Consider the following 19,616-nt stretch of genomic DNA (forward strand, 5'->3'; position numbering starts at 1 on the left):
TGTCGAGCCCAAGTGGCCCTGGGGAGCGGCGCGAACCTCGGTGGGGTCATCGTAGGCCGATCTTGATACGTCTGCTTGGGTGTAATCCCTGGAAAATCGGTGTAGCTACGTTTTCCCTTGGTATACCAAGGGAACTTTTTCGGACGTGATGCCGCGGTTCCTGGGCCCTCTTCCGGTCCAAGATTTTGCGTGGCACCCTCGTCGCATGAGCGATGAAAGGGCGCCCACCTCGAGGGCGGCAGGCAAGGGCTTCGGGGGTCTTGTCGGCCCGCGCGGTAGCGCCTTCTCGGCCGGCGAGTGGGCGAGCCGTGTCTCCTACGCCCTTGACCACGTGAAGCTGTGCGCGCAGCAGCGCGAGGTGCTGCGCGGACTGTTGGCGGAGGTGGCGTTTGCGTGGAACTCGGAGACGTCGAGCGGTGGCTTCGAGCACGGCGGGCGCGACGAACGTCTCGCCGCGTCCATGCAGTCGCAAGCGGTCGTGATCCTTGACGAGGACCCCCACCCGCTCCTTGGAGCGTTCGCAGACCGCGACACCCCAGCGAACCCCTTGCTAGGGATCCTGCCGGGTGCGCCCGCTGACCCACGCTTCTGTGTGGTTGGCGGAGAGCACTCGTCTTGGGGGGAGTGGTCAATGTGCCAAGGTTGCGCGCCGGACTATCCCTTGGCGGGCGGCGTGGCCAGTGGCCGGCCGATCGGGACGATCGACGTCGAGGAGGAGGGGCACCTCCTCTCGGAATCGGATGTTGCGCCCGCCGCGATCGCCTGGCTCGCCGTCGAGTCCGGACCTGAATGGCGTGCTGAGCTGCTCGCGCACCCCGCGTGTACTGAGGAAGTGCGCGAACTCTTCACCGCCCACAGCGACGCAGAAGTTGTCGGGCGCTATACCGTCACCATCGCGCGCTCCGTCGGGCAGAAAGAGTACGTGGCCTCGGTCGCCGAGTTCCCGTCAGTGTCGTACCTCGCCGGCTCGACAAACGCGGCTCTGTACGGAATTGCGAGAGTTCTCGCCAGCATCGTCACCGACGCGCCGGATCCCGCCGGACCCGTGCGGGGTCTAGTGGACGTGGGTGAGCGCGACCGCCGTGACGTATCTGACGCTCCCGAGCCCCGCCGCAGCCTCCGACGGCAGTTCCAGGACTTGCCCGACGTCAGCGACATTGCCGTCGACGACAGCATCGACGCGGCACCTGGAACCGCAGGCGGCGATGATGCTGGCACGGTTGAGTCTCACCTCCCGCAACCACCGACGATCGACCTCGCGCAGGCGTCAAAGTCTCAGGCTCCGCGATCGCCCCGGCGCGGGCTCAGCGTCGGCCAACTGCGGCAGGCACTCGAGCACCTCGCGGACTCGACACCTGTCACCGTGGTCTACCTCGACAGTGACGTCGAGTACGCGCCCTTGGAGATCGCCAGCCTTCGCACCACAGCTGGACGCGAGGGGACGGTGCGGCAGGAGCTCTTGCTGTTTCGCAGGATGGATGGCCACGAGTCTTCCGAAGCTGCCCGCAGTGAGGCGCCCCAGGAAGGCTCGCACGATGTGGCCGTGCGGCAACCCGACGGCGACCTCGACTCATCGGCGGACTCAGATGCGTGAGTGCGAGCGGTCGCTGACAGGCGACGCCTTGGCGCAGGCCTCAGGGCCTGGGCGCGGCCGGGGCGCGCCAATCCCGGCACCTCCGACCCCTTCGAGCCCCGACGCTGCGTTCGCCGTCCTCGACCAGTTCCGAGTGTGGTTCTCCGAGCGCGACCAGGCCTGGATCGCTGCGTCCGACGTCGCTGCGACCGCATGGACAGCTCCGACCGCCACGGACGCTCTTGCCGGCCCGGTGGCGGGCCTGGACGATACGCGGGCGGCGGAGGCGCGGTTCCGCGTAGGACTCGCACGCGCACGGCTCAGATACGACCCTGAGGACCCGATCACGATCGCGGAGGTCTTGGGCGCGTTTGAGTATGGACCTGGCCCGAGCACGGGCCTCGACGGCCCTGCGGTGCTGTTCTTCATGAGCAGCGCCCTCGACGACGAAGCCCTCGCCGCCGTTGCAGCCGCGCGCAGCGCCGCCGACTCGGGACAGCGGCACACCCTCGACGAGGTGCTCGAGGAGCTCGGGATCGACATTGAGGACCGCGGCGAGCCGGAAGGTGAGGCCCCGTGAGTGACGATTGGACTCAGATTCGCGGGCGCGTTGCAGCCATGGACACTGCCTCGGTCGTCCGCGCCCTGCGCTCGACCGTGGGGATCACTCTGACTCAAGCAATGGTCGGAGTGCCCGACCGTAGTCGCGTCGAGTCGTGGGCCGCCGGCACCGGTGAGACGCCTACCGCAAGCGAGGCCGCGCGCATCCGGCTCGGCCACGCGCTCTGGCTCAATGTTGCCGCCCACGAAGGTGCCAGCACGGCCCTCTCGTGGTTGGTGGGCTCGAATCCGTGGCTCGGCGACGCCACGCCGGTCACCGCCATCAGAGAAGGTCGGGAGGCCGAAGTGGTCCAAGCTGTCCACGCGCTGGTCGACGACCGGGGCGGCTCATGAAGGTGGCACTGCTCGGCGACACGCACGGCAACGCCGACCATATCGCCCACGCCCTCGACGTGTTCGAGTCGCTCGGCCTGAAGACGATCATTCAGGTCGGTGACCTTGGTGTCTGGCCCGGCCACGTGGCCGGCAAGATGTGGAACAAGGTCGACGAGAGCCTGGCCGCACGCGGCATGAGCATGTTCGTCGCGCCAGGCAACCATGAGGACTACGACCGCATCGCACGCCTCAAAGTCCGCGACGATGGATGGCTTCGCTTTCGCGACCACATCCTGCTCGCGCCCCGAGGCCACCGGACCCTGCTCGGTGGCCGCAGCATCGTGTGGCTCGGGGGTGCGGCCTCGCTGGACCGCACCTGGCGCAATCACGCTCACAAGATGGGCTACGGCGCCGGCAAGAGCTGGTGGGCGGGTGAGGCGCTCACCGACGCCGACGTGGAACAGACAGCGGCGGGCGGCCACGCAGAGATCATGGTTGCCCACAACGCGCCCGACGGCGTCCCGACCATCGAAGTATCGATCACCGGCAACCCCCACGAGTTCCTCCAGGAAGACATCGCCTACGCGGAGGCCGACCGTCGCCGCTTTACCGAAGCATTCCACGCCGTGAAACCTCGGCTGCTGCTCCATGGCCACTATCACGTGCCCGTCGACGAGACCGTCGACTTCGGACCGTTCGCGACGCACGTCTTTGGGCTCGCCTGCGACGACGAGCCGAAGTCAATGGGGGTGCTCGACCTCGACACTCTGGCGACGGCGTTCATCGAATGAAGCAGATCGGCCTCGGCTGGGGGGAGTGCTGGGTGTCCGATCTTGTCTGGCGCGCGAGTCGCGCGCCGGGTGAGCCCGAGAGAGCACAGGACCTTCCTGTGCGGGGAGGAGTCATATGGATGAGGTCGAGCCTTCACGTCCTGATGAGGGCGATTCGGGTTCCGGCGGTCGCTTCCGCGCCAGCGCCACGGCGGTCGCATGCGTCATCGCAGGCGGGCTCGTTGGTGTGGGCCTCGCGGTCACGACAATTGCGGACCACCCGGGCCGCGAGTTCTGGAGTCTGATTGCAGTCAGCGCCGTCGCAGTTGCTGCGTTCGGCGCCGCTATCGGTGGCGTCGTCACACTTCGCAAGCGCAACGAAGCGGCCCACGGGGCGGATTGGTGGAGGCGAGCCCAGAAGGTGAACGAGTACCTTACGAGCGGCGAAGACAGACGCATCTACCTCGGCGCTCACCTCCTCGATGCGCTCGAAGGTGACGACCGGTGCAGCGGGCGGCCCGAGCGGCTCTATCTCGACGCCATCACCATCGCTGCCGCCCTGGACGACGCCAGCGACGAACCGATGCAGGACCCGCAAAGTGCGCCGGCGCCAAGCGATCGCATGACGCCGGGGCGTCGTACCGACGCGCGCATCCGAGCGGCACGGGCCAACATCCGCAACGCCGCCAAACTCGGCAAGATCCCCGACCCGCGCATCGTCGAGATCGCGCAGACGCCCATGAGCAACGGCGAAGGATTCGACGCCGCCGCCTATCTCAATCTGTGTGGCGTCACCGGATGACCGCCCACCGCACATGACACGAGCCCCCGCAGCTAGCGCTGCGGGGGCTCGTGCTTTCGAGGGAGTCGAGGTGCGCGGTCCGTGCTAGGCCAGACCCGTTCCGCATGGCGGTGCGATGTGTACGCCGCGCACGGCTGCCGGATGCCTCGCAAGCTGCCATCGGTGATCACCTGCGGATGCGAGGTGGTCCGGTTGCACCGGTAGCGCGGGCGAGGGTGCCGATGGCCCGCGGAGGCTTCGGGCGTCCGCGGGCCATCAGTGCGTCAGCTGGTGGGGTAGTTCGGCGGGTCGCTACCAGCCTCGACCTCGGTTGTAGAGCCAGCGCGAGCCGGCGACCACCCTCCAGGTCGCCATTGCAGCCGCGCCGAGGGTGCCCGCGGCGATCAGCGCCTTGTGCCACCACACGGTTGCAGCGTCGAACGTGCTCCACGCCCATCCGAACAGCGAGCCGACGCCGAACACCTCGCTGACGACGCCAGTGGCCGAGGCGACGAGGATGACGGCGGTGCACACGGGTAGGAGCGCGATGGCGACGCGGCCCACCGTGTGCCAGCGGACGGTGGAGTGGCTTCGTGTGAGTACCCGCTCAAGGCGTTCGGCGCGGGCCACGGCATCGGTCAGGGGTTCCGCCGCGGTGTCGGCGGCCTGCCGAACGATCGAGGTGAGCTGCCGCTCGTGGGTGCGAAGTGCTGCGAGCACCGCCTCGTCGAGCTTCCCGGTCACCTTCGTCGCCATCGCGCTGGCCACCTTGTTTGCGTCGAGCACCACGCGCCCAGTCGACTCAAGGGCTTCCATGCGGGCGGTGACCTCGAGCATGAGCTCGTGGGCCTCTAAGTCTCGACGGGTGATACGTCGACCGTTCGGGAGCTGGACGGCCTTCGAGCTTGTCAGGGTCTCGCTCATCAGCACCAGAGTGCGCTTGATCTCGTCCAGGTCGTCCAACCCCGACGAGGGTTCCGATGCCGCTTCGCCCACACGCGTGGTCAGTGCATTCACCGCGTCCGTCAGGTCGCGCACCCGAATCGCGATGGGTTCGAGAGCGTCCGAGACGGCAGCCGCGATCACTGCGTCGTGGGCGCTGGCCTCTACCTGTGCGGCCGTATTCTCGCGCTTGATGTCGTCGATGATTCCCATCGCTGTCACCTCTCCATGTCCAAGTTGTTGCTGCGGTCGGGCGCGGGCTCGTCTGTGGCCATCGCTTGCGCGAGCAGTCGGGCGCGCCTGCGTGCTGCTTCGCGCTTCGCAGCCGCGAGCTGGTCGCGCGTGTCTTGAAGCGACGTACGGTCCTTTGCCGCGGTGTTCGGCTGCTGCTCGAGTTCTGTCACCGTGCCGAGCGTGAGGGGCGGCAAGGGTGCCGCTGATCGCAGCGCTCGCGTGGCCTGCTCTGCGAGCAGGCCAGCCTTGTATTCGAAGATCTCGATCGCCTTGTCCTTGGTGAGTTCGTCCGCGAGCGAGGAGGCCTTGCGGCGGCCCATCTTGGCGTTGTCGAGCCGTCGCATGCTGTAGACCCACCCGTCACGCTGGCTTTCGCGCAGACCGACCCCGTGGTGGTCGGCAAGCACCTTCATGAAGGAGTCCATGTCGAGCGCCCGGGGGTTTATCAGTGCCGCCGAGATCTTGTCGCCTAGCACGCGGTCGTAGGAGCCCTCCGCGAACGATTCACGCCGCTGCTCCCAGTTCGGGGTCGGCCGTGTCGGATCGGTCAGCACCTGGCAGCCGTTGTCCTTCATGACCTCGTCGTTCACTTGACGCGTGCCGCGGCTCCATGACCGGTTGCGGGTGAGCCCCTTGCCTGTGAGGTTGTCGTGGTTGTGGACGTAGATGTGGTTGTGGAGATGACCACCGGCACTGTCCACATGTGTCACCACCATGAAGTCCGCGGACTGCAGCGCCTCAGCGGTCTGGCGGCCCAGATCATTGACTCGCGCAACATCGACCGGGTTCGTGAGGTCGAACTCCTCGGGCGAGAACGCCTGCATGTACGAGTAGACCTCGACTCCGCGGTTGTGCCCGTACGCACGTGCCTGCGCCAGCGCAACGAACTGCTGCGGCGATTCCAGGGTCGAGAAGTACGCAGCGGCACGCGTCTCGCCGGCGGCCTTCAGGGCGCGCTTGCGCCGTGCGTCGGATCCGAACAGTGCGTAGTCGACCGATGCGGCGGCGCAGTGCGACGGCCGCACATCGATGACGCTCACAGTCGAGTCCGATCACCAAGTGCTCGACGCAGGCGATCGACCGTGTCGCGCGTCTCGGTGAGCAACGCCTCGGGCACGCGCACTGGGAGCGGACGGCGTGCATCATGCGCGGCCCGCGCTAGCTGGTTGAGGTTCTGTCCGACCCGGCGCAGCTGCTCGACAGCTGCAGCGACGGTCGGGTCGGGAAGCGAAGTCCCGGACCCGGGCGTGACCGATGCCGTCAGCGTGTCGAGTTCGTGTCGAGAAGCGTGCAGCGCATCGCGCAGCACTGCCCGCACCCACGCGCTCGGCTTCACGCCGTACGCGCGTGCGCGAGCGGCGATCGCTTCGCGGTCGCCGGGTTCAAGCCGCACGTCGAACCGACCGCTACGCGCCCGATCCGAGCGAGCGGCTTGAAGCACCGCGCCGTGGGCGGCGCCGTGCAGCTCGACTGGATCCGCTTCCGGCCCCTGTGGGGCCTGCAGCGGATCCAGTCGAGAGCGAGCAGGCACGTTGTCCGACACTTCGCTGACGCTCAGGTCGACCAACGTGCCGCTCGCTCCGTCCTCAGCCGCGGTGCGGCTTGCGGGCGGAGAGGGAAGACGGCCCACAGGTGGGAAGCCGAGGCTCCCCGCCCGAGGGACTGCAGCGACAGCCGATGCGGCTGCCACCCGATCGGTCGACGCAGTCGGGAGGTAACGGACGTCGTTCATCCGTCCACCCCCGGCATCATGACGACGCCTGGAACGCGGCCGGGCATCGCGGAGTGAGTCGTCGTGTTGCGGCGCGCACTCCGGGCGCGAGCGTCGCGCTCGCCGTCGAGCTCGCGCTGGGCGGCCGACAGCAGGTCGTAGTAGAGGTCTGCGTCGTGCTTGCGCAAGCGGTCGAGCACTTTGGCGTCGAGACGGTGAAGCCCGGTCGCGGTGCCGGTGCTGCGCGTCGGAGGCTCGATATCGGCGGGCTCCATGAAGGCGACCAGGTCGGCGCGGCGCACCTCGAGGCCGCGCAACGAGTGCACGGCGGCCAGGCGGCCCCGACCGGTGCGGCCAACGTCGATCCAGCGGCGGATGGTGCGCGCGGTTCGACCGGCAAGCGCTCCCGCTTCAGCGAGCGAGAGATACGAGTCGGCAGTTGAAGGGTGAGCAATGCGCTGTTTGGGCATGCGGAAGTTCCTTGAGTTGGTTCTTCCGGTTCCCCGCTGGCTGTAGCGCTTTTACCGTGGCTATCCGGGTGCAGACGCCTCGCGCTTCTCAGCCAGTCGGTCCTCGCGGATCCGTCCAGCCCTGTCGCGACCCCGGTGGGATACTTTGTAGAGTCATTAGCTTACCGGCGCCTTCCTCATATGACCGTGAATGTCACCAAGGAATTGAGGCGCAGATGAGAAAGCCGTCGCTAGGCTCTAGCAGTACTCGGTCAGCACGGTGCGGCTGATCGGGGGCCGGCCGCGGGCCGCAGGTCGAGCCGCGCCGCCGAACTGAGTGCGCAGTTAGTGCGCATTCCGTGGGCAATGGCTGCGGAGACAGTGCGCAGTGCGCGAGGGCGCAAGGAGCTGTGCGCAGACGGTGCGCAGGTAGTGGTGAGTTACTGAGCAGTCAGTGCTGCTCAACCTCGCCGCATCACAACCCTCGGCGCAAGTGCGCACCTGCTGCGCAGGCCGTGCGCAGATGGTGCGCAGGCTCTGAGCAGCACACTCACAGGGCGCGGTCTCACAGGGGCTCTGGTCGAGGAGCGGGTTCGCGAAGGATTTGGTCACTTCCGCGGTGCGGAAGCGGGGGTGTGTGGGCCTAGCGGGTGAGGCTGTCGGCTCCGGGTCCGCCCGAATGTTGGTGGGCGCGGCTACGCCGGCCTCGATGCGTCGGACGAAGGTGTGATGCACCCAAGGTCGCGGTGGAGGTGCGAAGAGGGACTGTTCGTGCCGCCGAGCCGCGCGGTGGGTTCCCTGGGACTGCCCCGACTTTGGTTGATATCTGAACTTTGAGGATCGATCCTCACTGGAAGGATGTCCCTGTGACCAAGCCCTACCCGCAAGAGTTCCGCGATGATGTCGTGGCGGTGGCCCGCCGTGGCCAGGCACCGCTGACGCAGATCGCTAAGGACTTCGGCATCTCCGAAGGCTCGCTGCTGAACTGGATGAAGAAGGCCGATATCGAGGACGGCCGCCGCTCCGGCGCGACCGAGGACGAGCGCAAGGAACTGCGTGAAGCGAAGAAGCGGATCCGCCTGCTCGAGCAGGAGAACGAGGTCCTGCGTCGTGCTGCCGCCTACCTGTCGCAGGCGAACCTGCCGGGAAAATAGTCTTCCCGCTCGTCCGTGAGATGGCCGCGACCGGTGCCCCGATCCGGGTGCCGGTCACGGTGGCGTGCAGGGTCCTGGGGCTGTCGCCCCAGGGGTACTACAAATGGCTCAAAGATCCCGTCAGTCGGCGCGACTGGGACGACGCGCACCTCCTCGACGTCATGCTGGACGTCCACAGCGACGACGCGACGCTGGGCTACAGGTTCATCACCGACGAGCTGGGCGACGAGCACGGCATCCACGTCGGCGAGAACCGTGTGCACCGGTTGTGCCGCATCGCGGGCATCAGCGCCAGCCACCACAAGACACGTACGTCGAAGGCCGGCGCGACGGGTCCGGCCCCGCACGACGACCTCCTCGCCGTCATCGACAAGCACGGCGTCGTGCGTCACGAGTTCGTCGCCGACGGCCCGAACAAGGTGTGGCTGTGGGACATCTCGGAACACCCCACGCGGGAAGGCAAGCTGTACATCTGCGCGATCAAGGATGTGTGGTCGAACAAGATCGTCGGCTACTCGATCGACACCAGGATGAAGTCCTCACTGGCGATGGCCGCGATGCGCAACGCGATCGCGCTGCGCTCACCGGACGGCACCATCTGTCACTCGGACAGGGGCGGTCAGTTCCGCGCCAAGAACGTCCAACGGCTGCTGGCCAACAACGGGCTGGTCGGCTCGATGGGCCGGTCCTACGGGGCCGGGGATAACGCATCCATGGAGTCCTTCTTCGCGTTGCTGCAGAAGAACGTCCTCAACACCAGGCGGTGGGACACCCGCGAGGACCTGCGCCTCGAGATGGTCCGCTGGATCGAGACGAAGTACAACCGACGCCGCCGCCAGCGCGGCCTAGGCAAACTCGCGCCCGTCGAGTTTGAGATGATCTACAGGACCGCAATCGCGGCCTGACGACTACAACCCCCGATCGTCAACCGAACTCGGGGCAGTCCCCCTGCCCCCTCTGGGACCGCTTGCGCTTCGGGTGCGAGGTCGACGCTAGACAGTCGCCGGGCGCGGCCTGCCGCTCGGGTCGCCTGCGCACGAAATGCGGCCCGGTGAATCGACGCCGGGGCGACCCTATCTGCGGTGGTCGTGCCTCATCGCTGAAGGCGAGCAGGTGTAGTTTCCCTTGGTCTATCAGGCAAAAATGCTAGTTTACCAGGTATGATAGTTGCACGCGGCGCTGTGATTGATCTAGGCTGGTGCCTGCGACCCGGGGAGGCAAGGCCTCCGTATCGACCCGGCTCGAAGTCGTGGGATCGAGGCGCCTGCGTGTGCGGGGGTGCATCGCTCGCAGGTGGCCCGGCTCCGGCACCGGCGGCGCACTTCGGCCGTCCTAGTGAACGACCTCGTGAGGTGGCGATGGGTAGCAAGGGCGCGGGCACATTCACCGTGAGGTGGTCCCTGACTTGCGCCATCTGCGCCAACCGGGTGTCCGAAGGGGAGGAGGCTGCCTTCCTGGATAGGCGCGGATCGAGGACTCGATATCAGTGCAGGATGTGCTTTGGCCGGCACGGCACTCCCGATCCACAACGCCCATGGGACGTGGTGATCAACCAGGTGCGCTGGCGGGTGACGCAAGGCCTGACGGCCGCTCTCACGAAAGATGGTTGTGCAGCCCTTCTGGCGCTCAACACCACGGTCGGAGCGTACGAGGGTTTGCCTCGGCGGGGTGGCGAGGCGGTGTGGTCGGCGCACCGCGAGGCTCGCCGTGCGCGATCGTGGCGCTACTTCGAGGACCTCGATGAGGACGATCATCGCGAGACCCTCGCCTACATCACGGATTCACTGCTGCACAGGTTTGCAGCGAACGTCACCAACGACGAGATCATCTCGCTCATCGATCGGCTTGAGGCGCTGCTCTTAGGCCATGAGCGTCAGCAGAGCGCCGGGCATGAGTCCCCTGGAGGCCCGTGTGAGATCTGGGACTGTCTCGAGTATGCGACAGCCGATTCGCCCCGGTGTCTCGAACACCTCGGAGTCGAGGTCCTCCCGGACGGGTACGTCTCGATGCACGCGGAAGAGACCAGGTCATGCGTGAACGGCGTCAGCGTGGGTGACGGGCTCGACGGGGTCACATCCCAGGACCAGACCGACGATGACGAGATTATCGACGCTGAATCAGTGCCAGCAGCGCTTGAGCAGTCGGGGGAGTAGAGCTCATGCCGCCCCGCTGGTGGACGAGCCCCGCAGGTGCTCATAGAGCATCACCGGCAGCGCCTTGCTCAGCATGGCGTACAGCGAGGTGTCGCTGAAGATGTCGTCGACGAGTTGTGGGGTCTCGTCGCGAACGCCGACGACGGCCTCCATGAACGCCTTCGGTAGCGTCGGTGACTCGGCGAACTGCTGCTCGGTGTTGACCTCGGCCTGGTGGGCGAGGTTCTCGTCATGGGCGAGGCGGACCACGATGCTGCCGATGGTGCCGTCGACGACGCCGTGGCTTCACGCTGTCGCGCGTCTGGTCGAACGCTGTGAACATGCTCGGGTCCACCCAGGCGTCGGTCGACTCCGACTGGCACGGATTCGCGTGGGCCTTCGCGGGGTCCTCCACTGAACTGAATGAGGTTGGGCAAACGGCGGGCTTCGCTGGTCCGCGACCGGTCAATCTCTGGTCGCAAAGCTAAGTAGCCGCCGCAGGCGGGCGAAATCGCTGCTACGAGGTGTGTTCTGTCGGTGCTGGCCCTACGTGGTCAAGCTGGTCAAGCGTTTGAAATTGAAGAGATGGGCTCGCGGTGCTTCTCCAAAGGATGCCGCGTTGCTCACGGTTGCTTCTGATGCGCGCTAAACGCCTGACCTGCTTGACCATCTCCGGCATCTAGGCGAATTACGTGGGGTTTTGATCGGCGGTCGCTGCTTGACCTGCTCCGGCCGACGAGGCGACCGGGCGTGTGGGCAGGTTGCCCGGGCTGGCGTGTGCAGGTCTTACGTACCGCTCTCGTCGATCTCCCACAGTTCGTCGAGCGCTGCCTCCTCGCGGATTGCGGCGCGCTCTTCGAGGCCGCCCGAGAGCAGGCCTTCGTCTTTCGCGCGTGCGATCCACCGTGACGCAGTGCGGACTGAGACGCCGAGCGCCTGCGCGACTGCTGTTGCACGTGCGTCGCGAACGGCGGCAGCAAGCTTGTAGACAGCGGCCACATCTTCGAGAGTGGGCTCTGGCAACTCGTCGCGCGCGACCGTGTCGGGTGCGATGAACGCGGTGGCGTAGGGGCTGGCTGTCCGTCGGTTTACGCCAAAGCTGCGCGGGAGGGTCCACCGCATGATGCGCTGGGGTGCGATCGTGCGCAGCGTCGCGCTTTCGATGTCTGCGCCGTTGGCCGCCCGGAACTCGATCGCTGTGAGGGCGTAGCGGCCTTGTTCGGCGTTGAAGTCGGCTGTGATCCGCACGCGGATTGCGTATTCGGCGGGGGCCTCTTCGGCTGCGTGGTGATCCGAAGGTGCCGTGCTTTTTGGCCCTTCAGCATGGGCCGTCCGGGGGCCGAACACCCCTGGAGCGAGTGGTACCCGATCGTCGCTGCTGAATGGTCCCGGAGGCTCCTGTAGGAGCGGTCGCACCGTCCAGCCGCGTTCACCGAGGTCAGACATTGGGGTGTTCCACATGTGGCCAGACCCTACGGCTCTCGAGCGGGCCGCGTGTGCTCGAGCGCCAAAGACTTCTGTCCATGCGAAGTATTTGCATGGTCACCAGTGTACGCTCACGCTCACTGGCATACAGGAGTGAGCACGGAGAGGCCGGTGCATGCATGAACGAGTTGAGCGAGATCCTCACGGAGCCCGAGTTGCAGGCGCCGTGAAGGAGAGCGTTGCCACGATGCGACGTTGGCGACGGTTCGGGGTGTGCCTGACGCCGATCCTTCTGGGGTGCCGAGTTCGTTGTCGCCGCGATGGGGTGGCGAACTGGCGGACCGCGCGTGAGGCCCTGCCGGAAGGCGACCGCGAAACGCGCGGGCGCTAGACAAGGTAGGAGCCCTGCCGCAGTTGCAGCTGCGCAGGGCCGTGGAGGAAGAAGTGGAGTCCTCGGTGACAACCATAGATGAAGCAGGCGAGCTCTTCAGCGAGCTAGCCTCGCATGTCGACTACGCGGAAGCTTCTGGTGAGGCTGAGTACCTGGCGGGCCTTAGCGCGCCGGCACCGCTCACGCTGATGACCGATATCAGCCACGGGGCGGGTACGGCGATCCCGGGGGCGAGGTCTCTGCGTGAGGCGCTGGAGTCCGAAGTCCCCATGTGGGTCCCGGTCGACGCCTCGGATGCGATGCGTGGTCATAGGTTCGTGATCGCGGACCGCCATCGCGCGTACGGTCTATGGGAGCGGTGCGAGCAGAGGTTCCCGGAAACTCGCGGCGTGGCCGAGACGCGCACCTACCACGAGCGTGTTTCTCCGTGGTTCGCCTGGCAGCAAGGCGTCTCTGAGATTCTCGTTGCCGGGCTTGACGGCTCGACGGAGCGTGTGGGCGAGGCCGCCACGACGGTCGTCGTCTACACGCCTCGGGGGGTGAGGCGGATGTTGCCGGACCTGAGCGACGAAGATGGCGATTCGATCCGGCGCGTTGTGGCGAAGGCGAAGGCTGGGGTGGCGTTGCCCGAGGCGCGTGTCGCGATCGACAAGGTCAACAATGCGCTTCGCACCATCGCCTTTGACGAACGTGCGGCCTCGGTGAAGTACGCCTGCACTGGGTGGATTCTTGACGACGACGGTGTGCTCGTCTTCGGCGCACCTGGAGGTTCAGTGGATGCGTCCGGCCCCCGACCCGACGTTTGCGTCGTTGCGCCAGTCGGCTCGGCGCCGGGTGCGCTCAAGACCTCCAGCCTCGGGTCTTTGCGGGTTGATCGCTTGGCTAAGGATGACGAGGCGCGGCGACATGCCGCCGAGTCAATCAGCTTGACGCTCGGCATCACTCCCCGCCGGCTCGATGTCGGAGTTGCTGTGATCGGTGCGATTTTCTCGGCACCGCTGATGCTGGCAACGCGTGGCGTCGTGTTCATCCAGGGGGGCGCGGGGACTGGCAAGTCGCTGGAGGCGACGGTCACGACGGGCTTCCAGACCGATGAGCATCCAGACAAGAACCGCCTGCCGATCTCGATTCCGAAGTCGTCCAAGGTTGGCGCAAAGGTGATCGCCGGGTGGGCACGAGGGCTGACGGTCGCGGGCGACGACTGGCGCATTGAAGGCTTGTCGCAGGTCGACGAACGAGCTGCCCGCGGCACGCTCACGACGCTTGTGCAGGCTGGATATGGCGCGGCGGAGGAGGCGAAGGGAACTCAACAGGGGGGTCTTCGTGCTGGACAGGTTTCACAGGCCACGGTGCTTGTCACGGGCGAGGTAGGGCCGCCCGACGCGGCCCAGACTTCCCGCAGCATTCACCTGCGGGTCGAGAAAGGCGACTTTGACCTGGCGGGGCCGGGGAACGCGTACGACCGATGGGTCGAGTGTGCGGATGCTGGCGCTCCAAACATGTTGTTCTCCAGCTATATCCACTGGCTTGCGCAGCGCGCGGACGCGATCGGTGGGTTGACTGCGCTGATGCGCGAGGCGGAGAGCGTGCGACGAGCATGGGCGAGCACCCGCACTGAGGAACGCGCCTCCGAGACAGTCGCCTCACTTGCAGTCGGCTGGCACTACCTGCGTGCCTTCCTGGATGACTGGCTGCTCGAGAGCGTTCTGCCCGACGAGGCGGCACTTGCAGCGGTCTTCGACACGTTGGTGCGGGCGAATGTCGATGTGGCCGAGACGACCTCGCTGGGAGCGCGCTTGGTTGAAGCGCTCGCCGCGATGATTCAGGGAGGCTCCGGCCATCTCACGAGCCACTCGAATGGCATGCCGACTCCCGCTGGGCGTTGGGGGTGGTCCGTGCGCACCTCGAACGGCGACGAGTCCGGTCACATGGTCGGCATGGGGCCGAAGCTCGGATGGGTAAGCGGTACGTCGCACACTCCTGAATGCGATCGACGCGTCACGATCGGAGTCGACGGCCTCAAGGTCGCGTGGTCCGACGTTACAGGCGGCCAGCAATGGTCACGCGAGACGGCGGAGCGTGCCGTTGCGCCCTACACCGAGCACGGCGCAAAGGGATCGCCCAAGAGCAAGCCGCGCCTGGCGGACACACCCGACCGCCGTGAGGGCTATGTGATGCGGCTTGATGTCCTTGGGCTCTCCAGCGAGGAGGCGGATGGCGTGGCGATCGCATCGCGTGAGCCATTGACATGTGCTGTCGCGACGCATTCTGATGGTGCCCATCACGACTTCGCGACTCACATCGCGCTGGTGCATGGCGGATCGCTCGATGTCAGCGGCTGCCAGGAATGCTGCGACCACGTCTCGGCAAGGCACCGCGAGGCGAAGGCGCTGCGCTGACTTCAACCCGGCTCGATGTCGATCTCCGGGAACACGTGTCGACAGGAGCCGCACTGCGGGTACGTCAGAGCGCGACGAAGACGATGATCTCGCAACGACCGCTGGACACAGAGGATGCGGGTTCGACGCCTTGCGCAATGACGTTGCGCACGGGACCCCGATGCGCGGGGCGTTGCAGGCGCGCAGCTGCGTGCCTGAAGACTTGCGCCTGCACTGCTCCGATTGTCTGACGGGCGTGCCGCACGCGGCGCTTCTCGGGCATCTGTTGCTGTTTTGTTGCTGCGCGACCCTCCGGCAACAACAGAAAGGGCCTGTTCCCCTGGATCTACCAGGAGGAACAGGCCCTCTTCTGTGGCGGTGACGGTGGGATTTGAACCCACGGTACGGGGTTACCGTACACAGCATTTCGAGTGCTGCACCTTCGGCCGCTCGGACACGTCACCGCGGAAGAGATTACCGGAGTGTGAACGGAAAAACCTAATCGGCCCGATGCGGGGGAGCATGCCGCCCCGCCGGATCCGGGGGTGCGGGGGCATGTAGCAGGGCGGTTGCCACGGCGAGGCCCGCACCAAGTGCCGTATCGACGATGCGCTCGCCGGTGACGGCGAGGTCACCCAGCTCGCCGGCGCTCGCGGTGACGATGACGAGCGCGAGGGGGGTGACCGCCGTGACGGCGATCGCGTAGTGGCGCGCGATCGTGATCTCGGTGATGAACTGCAGCGTCCCGAGCGTGAGGGCGAGCGCGACCGCGGGCATTCCTGCGGCGGCGATCGCGAGATACACGGCGACGCCCAGGACGGTGCCGACGGCACGATGCAGGCCCCGGGTGACCGCCGGCCCGCGCCCGGGAACGACGCCCACCACGACCACGCCTGCCGCGACCGTCCAGTAGGCGCGGTCCGGGTCCACGTAGAGCAGCGACAGCGCGGTCCCGAGCACCGCGACGATCGCGGTGCGCCACACCAGCTCGCGCGCCCCGCGGTCCCATTCCGGCCGCGCGAGCAGCACGGACAGCGGGCGGGGGGTGATCTGCCAATGGACGCGCCGCACGAGAGGCGCGATGCTCGCGACCACGGCCCACGCGCAGCCCGCAGCGACGGTCCCGACGAGCACCAGCGGCGGGACGCCGCCGTTCACCGCGTGGCCCGACATGCCGTAGACCAGGATCGGGAACAGCGGTCCCGGCGGTCCCAGCCGGTAGCCGTGCACCGCGATCGCCACCAGCACCGTGACGCCGATGAGCCCCAGCGCTGACAGCCACGGGAACGGTGCGAGCGCGGCTCCGACGATGCTGGTGATCACCAGCACGAGCCCCGCGAGCGGGCGCAGCCGCAGGCGCTCGAGCCGGGGCAGCGCCGCGAAGTACGGCACGGTGAAGGCCCCGGTGGCGGCGATGAGGCCCAGGTCCACCCGGTCGAACGCGATCCCGACCAGGATCGGCACCGTGAGCACCACGGCGGCCTGCAGCGCGATGGGCCAGCGCGGCTCCTTCGCGGGCGCCATCGTGCCCAGGCTGACCACGGCCCGCCGCATCCCGTCGCGCCACACGTCGCGCCGCCGCGCCTCGTCGGACATCTAGCGTCGCGCCTCGAAGAACTCCGCGAGCAGCGCGGCGCTCTCCGCCGCGCGCACGCCCGCGACGACCTCGACCTTGGAGCCGATGCGTGCATCGCGCACCACGTCCCACTGCGAGCCGGTCGCGCCGGCCTTCGGGTCCCACGCGCCCAGGACCAGGCGCGGGATCCGGGACTGCAGGATCGCGCCGGCGCACATGAGGCACGGCTCGAGCGTCACCACCAGGGTGCAGCCGTCGAGGCGCCAGGTTCCCAGGGACGATGCGGCGGCGCGGATCGCGACCACCTCGGCGTGGGCGGAGGGGTCGCCCGCGACCTCGCGGAGGTTGCGGCCCGCCCCGACGACCTCGCCGGACGGGGAGAGGACCACGGCGCCGACCGGGACGTCCCCGGCCCCGCCCGCGAGGCGGGCCTGCGCGAGGGCCTCGCCCATCGCATCGTCCCACCGCCCGCTCACGTCGCCAGGCTACCGGCGCAAGGTCCCCTGTCGAGGGTGGCGGCGCGCGATAGTCTCGGACCATGCAGCTGCACGTCGCGGACCATCCGCTCATCCGTCACAAGGTCACCGTCCTGCGCGACAAGCGGACCCCGTCGCCGACGTTCCGTCTGCTGGTCGACGAGCTCGTGACGCTGCTCGCCTACGAGGCCACGCGCGACGTCCGCGTCGAGGAGTGCGAGGTCGAGACGCCCCTGGTGGCGACCACCGGCACCAAGATCGCGGACCCGGCGCCGATCATCGTGCCGATCCTGCGCGCGGGACTGGGCATGCTCGACGGCATGACCCGCCTGCTCCCCAGCGCCGAGGTCGGGTTCCTGGGCCTCAAGCGCGACGAGGAGACCCTCGAGGCGATCACCTACGCCAACCGCCTGCCCGACGACCTCACGGGCCGTCAGGTGTTCCTCATCGACCCGATGCTCGCGACCGGCGGCTCGCTGGTCATGGCCATCGAGTACGTGCTCGAGCGCGGCGCGACCGACGTCACGTGCGTGTGCCTGCTCGCGGCGCCCGAGGGCATCGCCCACGTCCAGGAGAAGGTCGGCGACCGTGCCGACGTCTCCGTGGTGGTCGCGCAGGTCGACGAGAAGCTCAACGAGGTCGGCTACATCGTCCCCGGGCTGGGCGACGCGGGCGATCGCCTCTACGGCATCGTCGACCTGTAGCGGGTCGCGTCCCGCAGGCAGCGCGCCGCCGCGGGGCGCGTGCGGGCGGGAACGCGTGAGCGCTCCGAGACGTTCGGCCTCAGCCCGACGCCCGCCCACGCCAGGAGCTCTCCGATGACCGCCTCGCCCCTCTCCGCCGTCGCCACGCTCCCGCCGCTCGCGCGCCAGGCGGAGCTGCTCATCGACCGAGGCCTCGCGGCTCTCGCGGGGATCTCGCCGGATCAGCTGCGAGCGGTGGCACGGGACGATGCGGGTGACGGCCTGCTGGTGGTGTCGCCGGCCGCGCTGCCTCCGTCGGCGCTCGCGCCGCACCTGCGCCTCGGCGACCGAGCCGGCTTCGTGGTGACGGACATGACCGACGTCGACGAGTTCGCCCCCATCGGCGGGGTCGAGGTGCCTGAGGCGCTTGCCTACGTGCTGCGCGGGATCGATCGCGGCGACGAGATGGCGAACTGGTCGCCCGACGAGGCGCTGCCCGCGATCGTGGGTGCCGGGCGCACGCCGCTCACGCTGGCCGAGGGCATCCACTGGGTGCTGCAGCAGCCGAACGCGCTCGAACGCAACCGCTGCTTCATGACCATCGGCTCGCGCAAGCCGAAGGTGCGCGGCGGGCTCGACTCGCGCACGCCGGCGCTGTGGATCAGCAACGGCACGGGTCGGGACGGCGCCGCCAACCGCCACGCGCCCAAGGTCGGCTGGTGCTGGGCGGGGAACCGCCACACGTGGCTGGGCTTCGCGTCGGCGGCGTCCCGCGAACCGCTCGGCTGACGCCGCCGCGTCGCGCTTCTGCGCGCCCGCTTGCGTGGTCATGCAAGTTCTTGCGTAGGCTTGCGTCATGTCGAAGAGGCTCAGCGAGGTGGCGCGCAAGGTCGGCGTGAGCGAGGCCACGGTGAGCCGGGTTCTCAACGACAAGCCCGGGGTCTCCGAGGCCACGCGTCAGGCCGTGCTGACCGCGCTCGACGTCCTCGGCTACGAGCGCCCCACCAAGCTCCGCGGGGAGCGGGCCCGCCTCGTCGGGCTGGTGCTCCCCGAGCTGCAGAACCCGATCTTCCCCGCGCTCGCCGAGATCATCGGCGGCGCCCTCGCGCAGAACGGGTACACGCCCCTGCTGTGCACCCAGAACGCTGGCGGGATCACCGAGTCCGACTATGTGGACCTGCTGCTCGCTCAGCAGGTGAGCGGCGTGATCTTCCTCGGCGGCAACTACACCGAGTCCGATGCGCCGCACGCGCACTACGCCCGCCTGGCGCAGGTCAACCTGCCCACCGTCCTGGTGAGCGCGCCGGTGCCCGAGCTCGACTTCGCCACCGTGTCGACGGACGACGGCTTCGCGGCCGAGCAGGCGATCCTCCATCTCCACCAGCTGGGTCACCGCCGGATCGGCCTGCTGCTGGGCCCCGCCGGCCACCAGCCCTCGCGGCGCAAGCTCGAGGGCGCCCGTCGGGTGCTGGAGCGAGTCGGGCTCGAGCTCGATCCCGCGCTTGTCGTGCACGGGCTGTACTCGATCGAGTCGGGACAGGCAGGAGCGACGCGGCTGCTCGCCGCCGGTGCGACCGCGCTCGTGTGCGCCTCCGATCCGCTCGCCCTCGGCGCCATCCGTGCCGCCCGCCGCGCGGGGCTCGTGGTCCCCACGGATGTGTCCGTCATCGGCTTCGACGACTCGGCGCTCATGGCGTTCACCGAGCCGCCGCTCACGACGGTGCGCCAGCCCATCGACGCGATGGGCCGCGCGGTGATCGACATGCTGCTCGGCCAGATCGCGGGCACCGCGCAGCCCGGGGACGAGCTGCTCTTCGAGCCCGAGCTGGTGCTGCGCGCGTCGACCGGTCCGGTGCGCGCGGCCTGAGACGCGGGCCGCTTCCCGGCCGCGCGCTGGAACGTCCTCGGTCCCGCCGTGGGACGGCGCCGCGGGATCCAGGCGCGATTCGACCCTCATGTCCGCCGGAACCGTCATGCCAGCGGTGATGCTCGCGCGGCGTCCGCG

General features: G+C 68.0%; 19 protein-coding genes and 1 tRNA gene. 11 read left to right on the forward strand and 9 right to left on the reverse strand.

The genetic code is table 11. From position 1 onward, the window contains the following. The first annotated feature begins 205 nt into the window (after nucleotides 1–205). The 5 genes from AOM09_RS01690 to AOM09_RS01710 all read left to right on the forward strand — a co-directional run bounded on the left by AOM09_RS01690 (nucleotide 206) and on the right by AOM09_RS01710 (nucleotide 4,081). Complete coding sequence (locus AOM09_RS01690; RefSeq protein ID WP_062383394.1) at nucleotides 206–1,594, forward strand: hypothetical protein; 1,389 nt, start codon at nucleotides 206–208, stop codon at nucleotides 1,592–1,594. Continuing rightward, on the forward strand, nucleotides 1,587–2,153 hold the full coding sequence (locus AOM09_RS01695) for a hypothetical protein (RefSeq protein WP_062383396.1): 567 nt from the start codon (nucleotides 1,587–1,589) through the stop codon (nucleotides 2,151–2,153). The genes AOM09_RS01690 and AOM09_RS01695 overlap by 8 nt, the downstream gene beginning before the upstream one ends. Beyond that, entirely contained in the window at nucleotides 2,150–2,527 is a 378-nt protein-coding gene (locus AOM09_RS01700; RefSeq protein WP_062383399.1) for a hypothetical protein, read from the forward strand. Before AOM09_RS01695 ends, AOM09_RS01700 begins: the two co-directional genes overlap by 4 nt. After that, nucleotides 2,524–3,300 (forward strand): metallophosphoesterase, encoded by a 777-nt coding sequence (locus AOM09_RS01705; RefSeq protein WP_062383401.1) that lies wholly within the window; start codon nucleotides 2,524–2,526, stop codon nucleotides 3,298–3,300. Before AOM09_RS01700 ends, AOM09_RS01705 begins: the two co-directional genes overlap by 4 nt. A 115-nt stretch (nucleotides 3,301–3,415) precedes the next feature. Beyond that, nucleotides 3,416–4,081 carry a hypothetical protein gene (locus tag AOM09_RS01710; RefSeq protein WP_062383404.1) on the forward strand — a complete coding sequence of 222 codons (666 nt, stop codon included), beginning with the start codon at nucleotides 3,416–3,418 and terminating at the stop codon, nucleotides 4,079–4,081. A 291-nt stretch (nucleotides 4,082–4,372) separates the two neighbouring features. Here AOM09_RS01710 and AOM09_RS01715 read toward each other — a convergent pair whose 3' ends face one another. The 4 genes from AOM09_RS01715 to AOM09_RS01725 all read right to left on the reverse strand — a co-directional run bounded on the left by AOM09_RS01715 (nucleotide 4,373) and on the right by AOM09_RS01725 (nucleotide 7,417). Beyond that, nucleotides 4,373–5,215 carry a hypothetical protein gene (locus AOM09_RS01715; RefSeq protein ID WP_062383407.1) on the reverse strand — a complete coding sequence of 281 codons (843 nt, stop codon included), beginning with the start codon at nucleotides 5,213–5,215 and terminating at the stop codon, nucleotides 4,373–4,375. Between the two features lie 5 nt (nucleotides 5,216–5,220). Next, nucleotides 5,221–6,276: a relaxase/mobilization nuclease domain-containing protein gene (locus tag AOM09_RS01720; RefSeq protein ID WP_062383410.1), complete on the reverse strand. Its 1,056-nt coding sequence runs from the start codon at nucleotides 6,274–6,276 to the stop codon at nucleotides 5,221–5,223. Continuing rightward, nucleotides 6,273–6,803 carry a plasmid mobilization protein gene (locus AOM09_RS15100; RefSeq protein WP_169747592.1) on the reverse strand — a complete coding sequence of 177 codons (531 nt, stop codon included), beginning with the start codon at nucleotides 6,801–6,803 and terminating at the stop codon, nucleotides 6,273–6,275. The genes AOM09_RS01720 and AOM09_RS15100 overlap by 4 nt, the downstream gene beginning before the upstream one ends. Nucleotides 6,804–6,964: 161 nt before the next feature. After that, a complete protein-coding gene (locus AOM09_RS01725) occupies nucleotides 6,965–7,417 on the reverse strand; it encodes a helix-turn-helix domain-containing protein (RefSeq protein WP_156162187.1) in 453 nt (150 codons plus the stop codon). 845 nt (nucleotides 7,418–8,262) lie between these two features. Here AOM09_RS01725 and AOM09_RS01735 point away from each other — a divergent pair. Beyond that, a protein-coding gene (locus tag AOM09_RS01735; protein WP_228375023.1) for an IS3 family transposase occupies nucleotides 8,263–9,455 on the forward strand; the annotation gives its coding sequence in 2 pieces (ribosomal slippage) (nucleotides 8,263–8,541 and nucleotides 8,544–9,455; 1,191 coding nt in all). Between the two features lie 636 nt (nucleotides 9,456–10,091). Then, nucleotides 10,092–10,703 (forward strand): hypothetical protein, encoded by a 612-nt coding sequence (locus AOM09_RS01740; protein ID WP_169747593.1) that lies wholly within the window; start codon nucleotides 10,092–10,094, stop codon nucleotides 10,701–10,703. Nucleotides 10,704–10,706: 3 nt separating this feature from the next. On the opposite strand, the gene AOM09_RS01745 is transcribed toward AOM09_RS01740, so the two are convergent. Further along, nucleotides 10,707–10,952, reverse strand: a complete 246-nt coding sequence (locus AOM09_RS01745) for a hypothetical protein (RefSeq protein ID WP_062383425.1) — start codon at nucleotides 10,950–10,952, stop codon at nucleotides 10,707–10,709. 516 nt (nucleotides 10,953–11,468) lie between these two features. Then, complete coding sequence (locus AOM09_RS01750) at nucleotides 11,469–11,930, reverse strand: helix-turn-helix domain-containing protein (RefSeq protein ID WP_062383428.1); 462 nt, start codon at nucleotides 11,928–11,930, stop codon at nucleotides 11,469–11,471. Nucleotides 11,931–12,521: 591 nt separating this feature from the next. Here AOM09_RS01750 and AOM09_RS01755 point away from each other — a divergent pair. Further along, nucleotides 12,522–14,897 (forward strand): hypothetical protein, encoded by a 2,376-nt coding sequence (locus AOM09_RS01755; protein ID WP_156162190.1) that lies wholly within the window; start codon nucleotides 12,522–12,524, stop codon nucleotides 14,895–14,897. 352 nt (nucleotides 14,898–15,249) lie between these two features. Here AOM09_RS01755 and AOM09_RS01760 read toward each other — a convergent pair. From AOM09_RS01760 to AOM09_RS01770, 3 genes are all read right to left on the reverse strand, one after another. Then, nucleotides 15,250–15,340: transfer RNA gene (locus tag AOM09_RS01760), tRNA-Ser, on the reverse strand. A gap of 34 nt (nucleotides 15,341–15,374) precedes the next feature. Then, nucleotides 15,375–16,472, reverse strand: coding sequence for an FUSC family protein (locus tag AOM09_RS01765; RefSeq protein WP_062383439.1), 1,098 nt, complete (start codon nucleotides 16,470–16,472; stop codon nucleotides 15,375–15,377). Then, a complete protein-coding gene (locus AOM09_RS01770; protein ID WP_369345989.1) occupies nucleotides 16,473–16,928 on the reverse strand; it encodes a nucleoside deaminase in 456 nt (151 codons plus the stop codon). 62 nt (nucleotides 16,929–16,990) lie between these two features. Between AOM09_RS01770 and upp the strand changes: the two genes are divergently transcribed. The 3 genes from upp (at nucleotide 16,991) to AOM09_RS01785 (ending at nucleotide 19,478) form a co-directional block, all read left to right on the forward strand. Then, complete coding sequence (gene upp / locus AOM09_RS01775) at nucleotides 16,991–17,632, forward strand: uracil phosphoribosyltransferase (protein WP_062383445.1); 642 nt, start codon at nucleotides 16,991–16,993, stop codon at nucleotides 17,630–17,632. A gap of 114 nt (nucleotides 17,633–17,746) precedes the next feature. Continuing rightward, complete coding sequence (locus AOM09_RS01780) at nucleotides 17,747–18,400, forward strand: DUF5701 family protein (protein WP_062383448.1); 654 nt, start codon at nucleotides 17,747–17,749, stop codon at nucleotides 18,398–18,400. A gap of 67 nt (nucleotides 18,401–18,467) precedes the next feature. Then, on the forward strand, nucleotides 18,468–19,478 hold the full coding sequence (locus tag AOM09_RS01785) for a LacI family DNA-binding transcriptional regulator (protein WP_062383452.1): 1,011 nt from the start codon (nucleotides 18,468–18,470) through the stop codon (nucleotides 19,476–19,478). The last annotated feature ends 138 nt before the right edge of the window (nucleotides 19,479–19,616 follow it).

Source organism: Demequina iriomotensis (assembly GCF_000971395.1).
Lineage (GTDB): Bacteria > Actinomycetota > Actinomycetes > Actinomycetales > Demequinaceae > Demequina > Demequina iriomotensis.

Coding starts and splice junctions, on each gene's coding strand:
- AOM09_RS01690 (WP_062383394.1), top strand. CDS start 206: ATGAGCGATGAAAGGGCGCCCACCTCGAGGGCGGCAGGCAAGGGCTTC.
- AOM09_RS01695 (WP_062383396.1), top strand. CDS start 1,587: ATGCGTGAGTGCGAGCGGTCGCTGACAGGCGACGCCTTGGCGCAGGCC.
- AOM09_RS01705 (WP_062383401.1), top strand. CDS start 2,524: ATGAAGGTGGCACTGCTCGGCGACACGCACGGCAACGCCGACCATATC.
- AOM09_RS01710 (WP_062383404.1), top strand. CDS start 3,416: ATGGATGAGGTCGAGCCTTCACGTCCTGATGAGGGCGATTCGGGTTCC.
- AOM09_RS01715 (WP_062383407.1), bottom strand. CDS start 5,215: ATGGGAATCATCGACGACATCAAGCGCGAGAATACGGCCGCACAGGTA.
- AOM09_RS01725 (WP_156162187.1), bottom strand. CDS start 7,417: ATGCCCAAACAGCGCATTGCTCACCCTTCAACTGCCGACTCGTATCTC.
- AOM09_RS01765 (WP_062383439.1), bottom strand. CDS start 16,472: ATGTCCGACGAGGCGCGGCGGCGCGACGTGTGGCGCGACGGGATGCGG.
- upp (WP_062383445.1), top strand. CDS start 16,991: ATGCAGCTGCACGTCGCGGACCATCCGCTCATCCGTCACAAGGTCACC.
- AOM09_RS01780 (WP_062383448.1), top strand. CDS start 17,747: ATGACCGCCTCGCCCCTCTCCGCCGTCGCCACGCTCCCGCCGCTCGCG.
- AOM09_RS01785 (WP_062383452.1), top strand. CDS start 18,468: ATGTCGAAGAGGCTCAGCGAGGTGGCGCGCAAGGTCGGCGTGAGCGAG.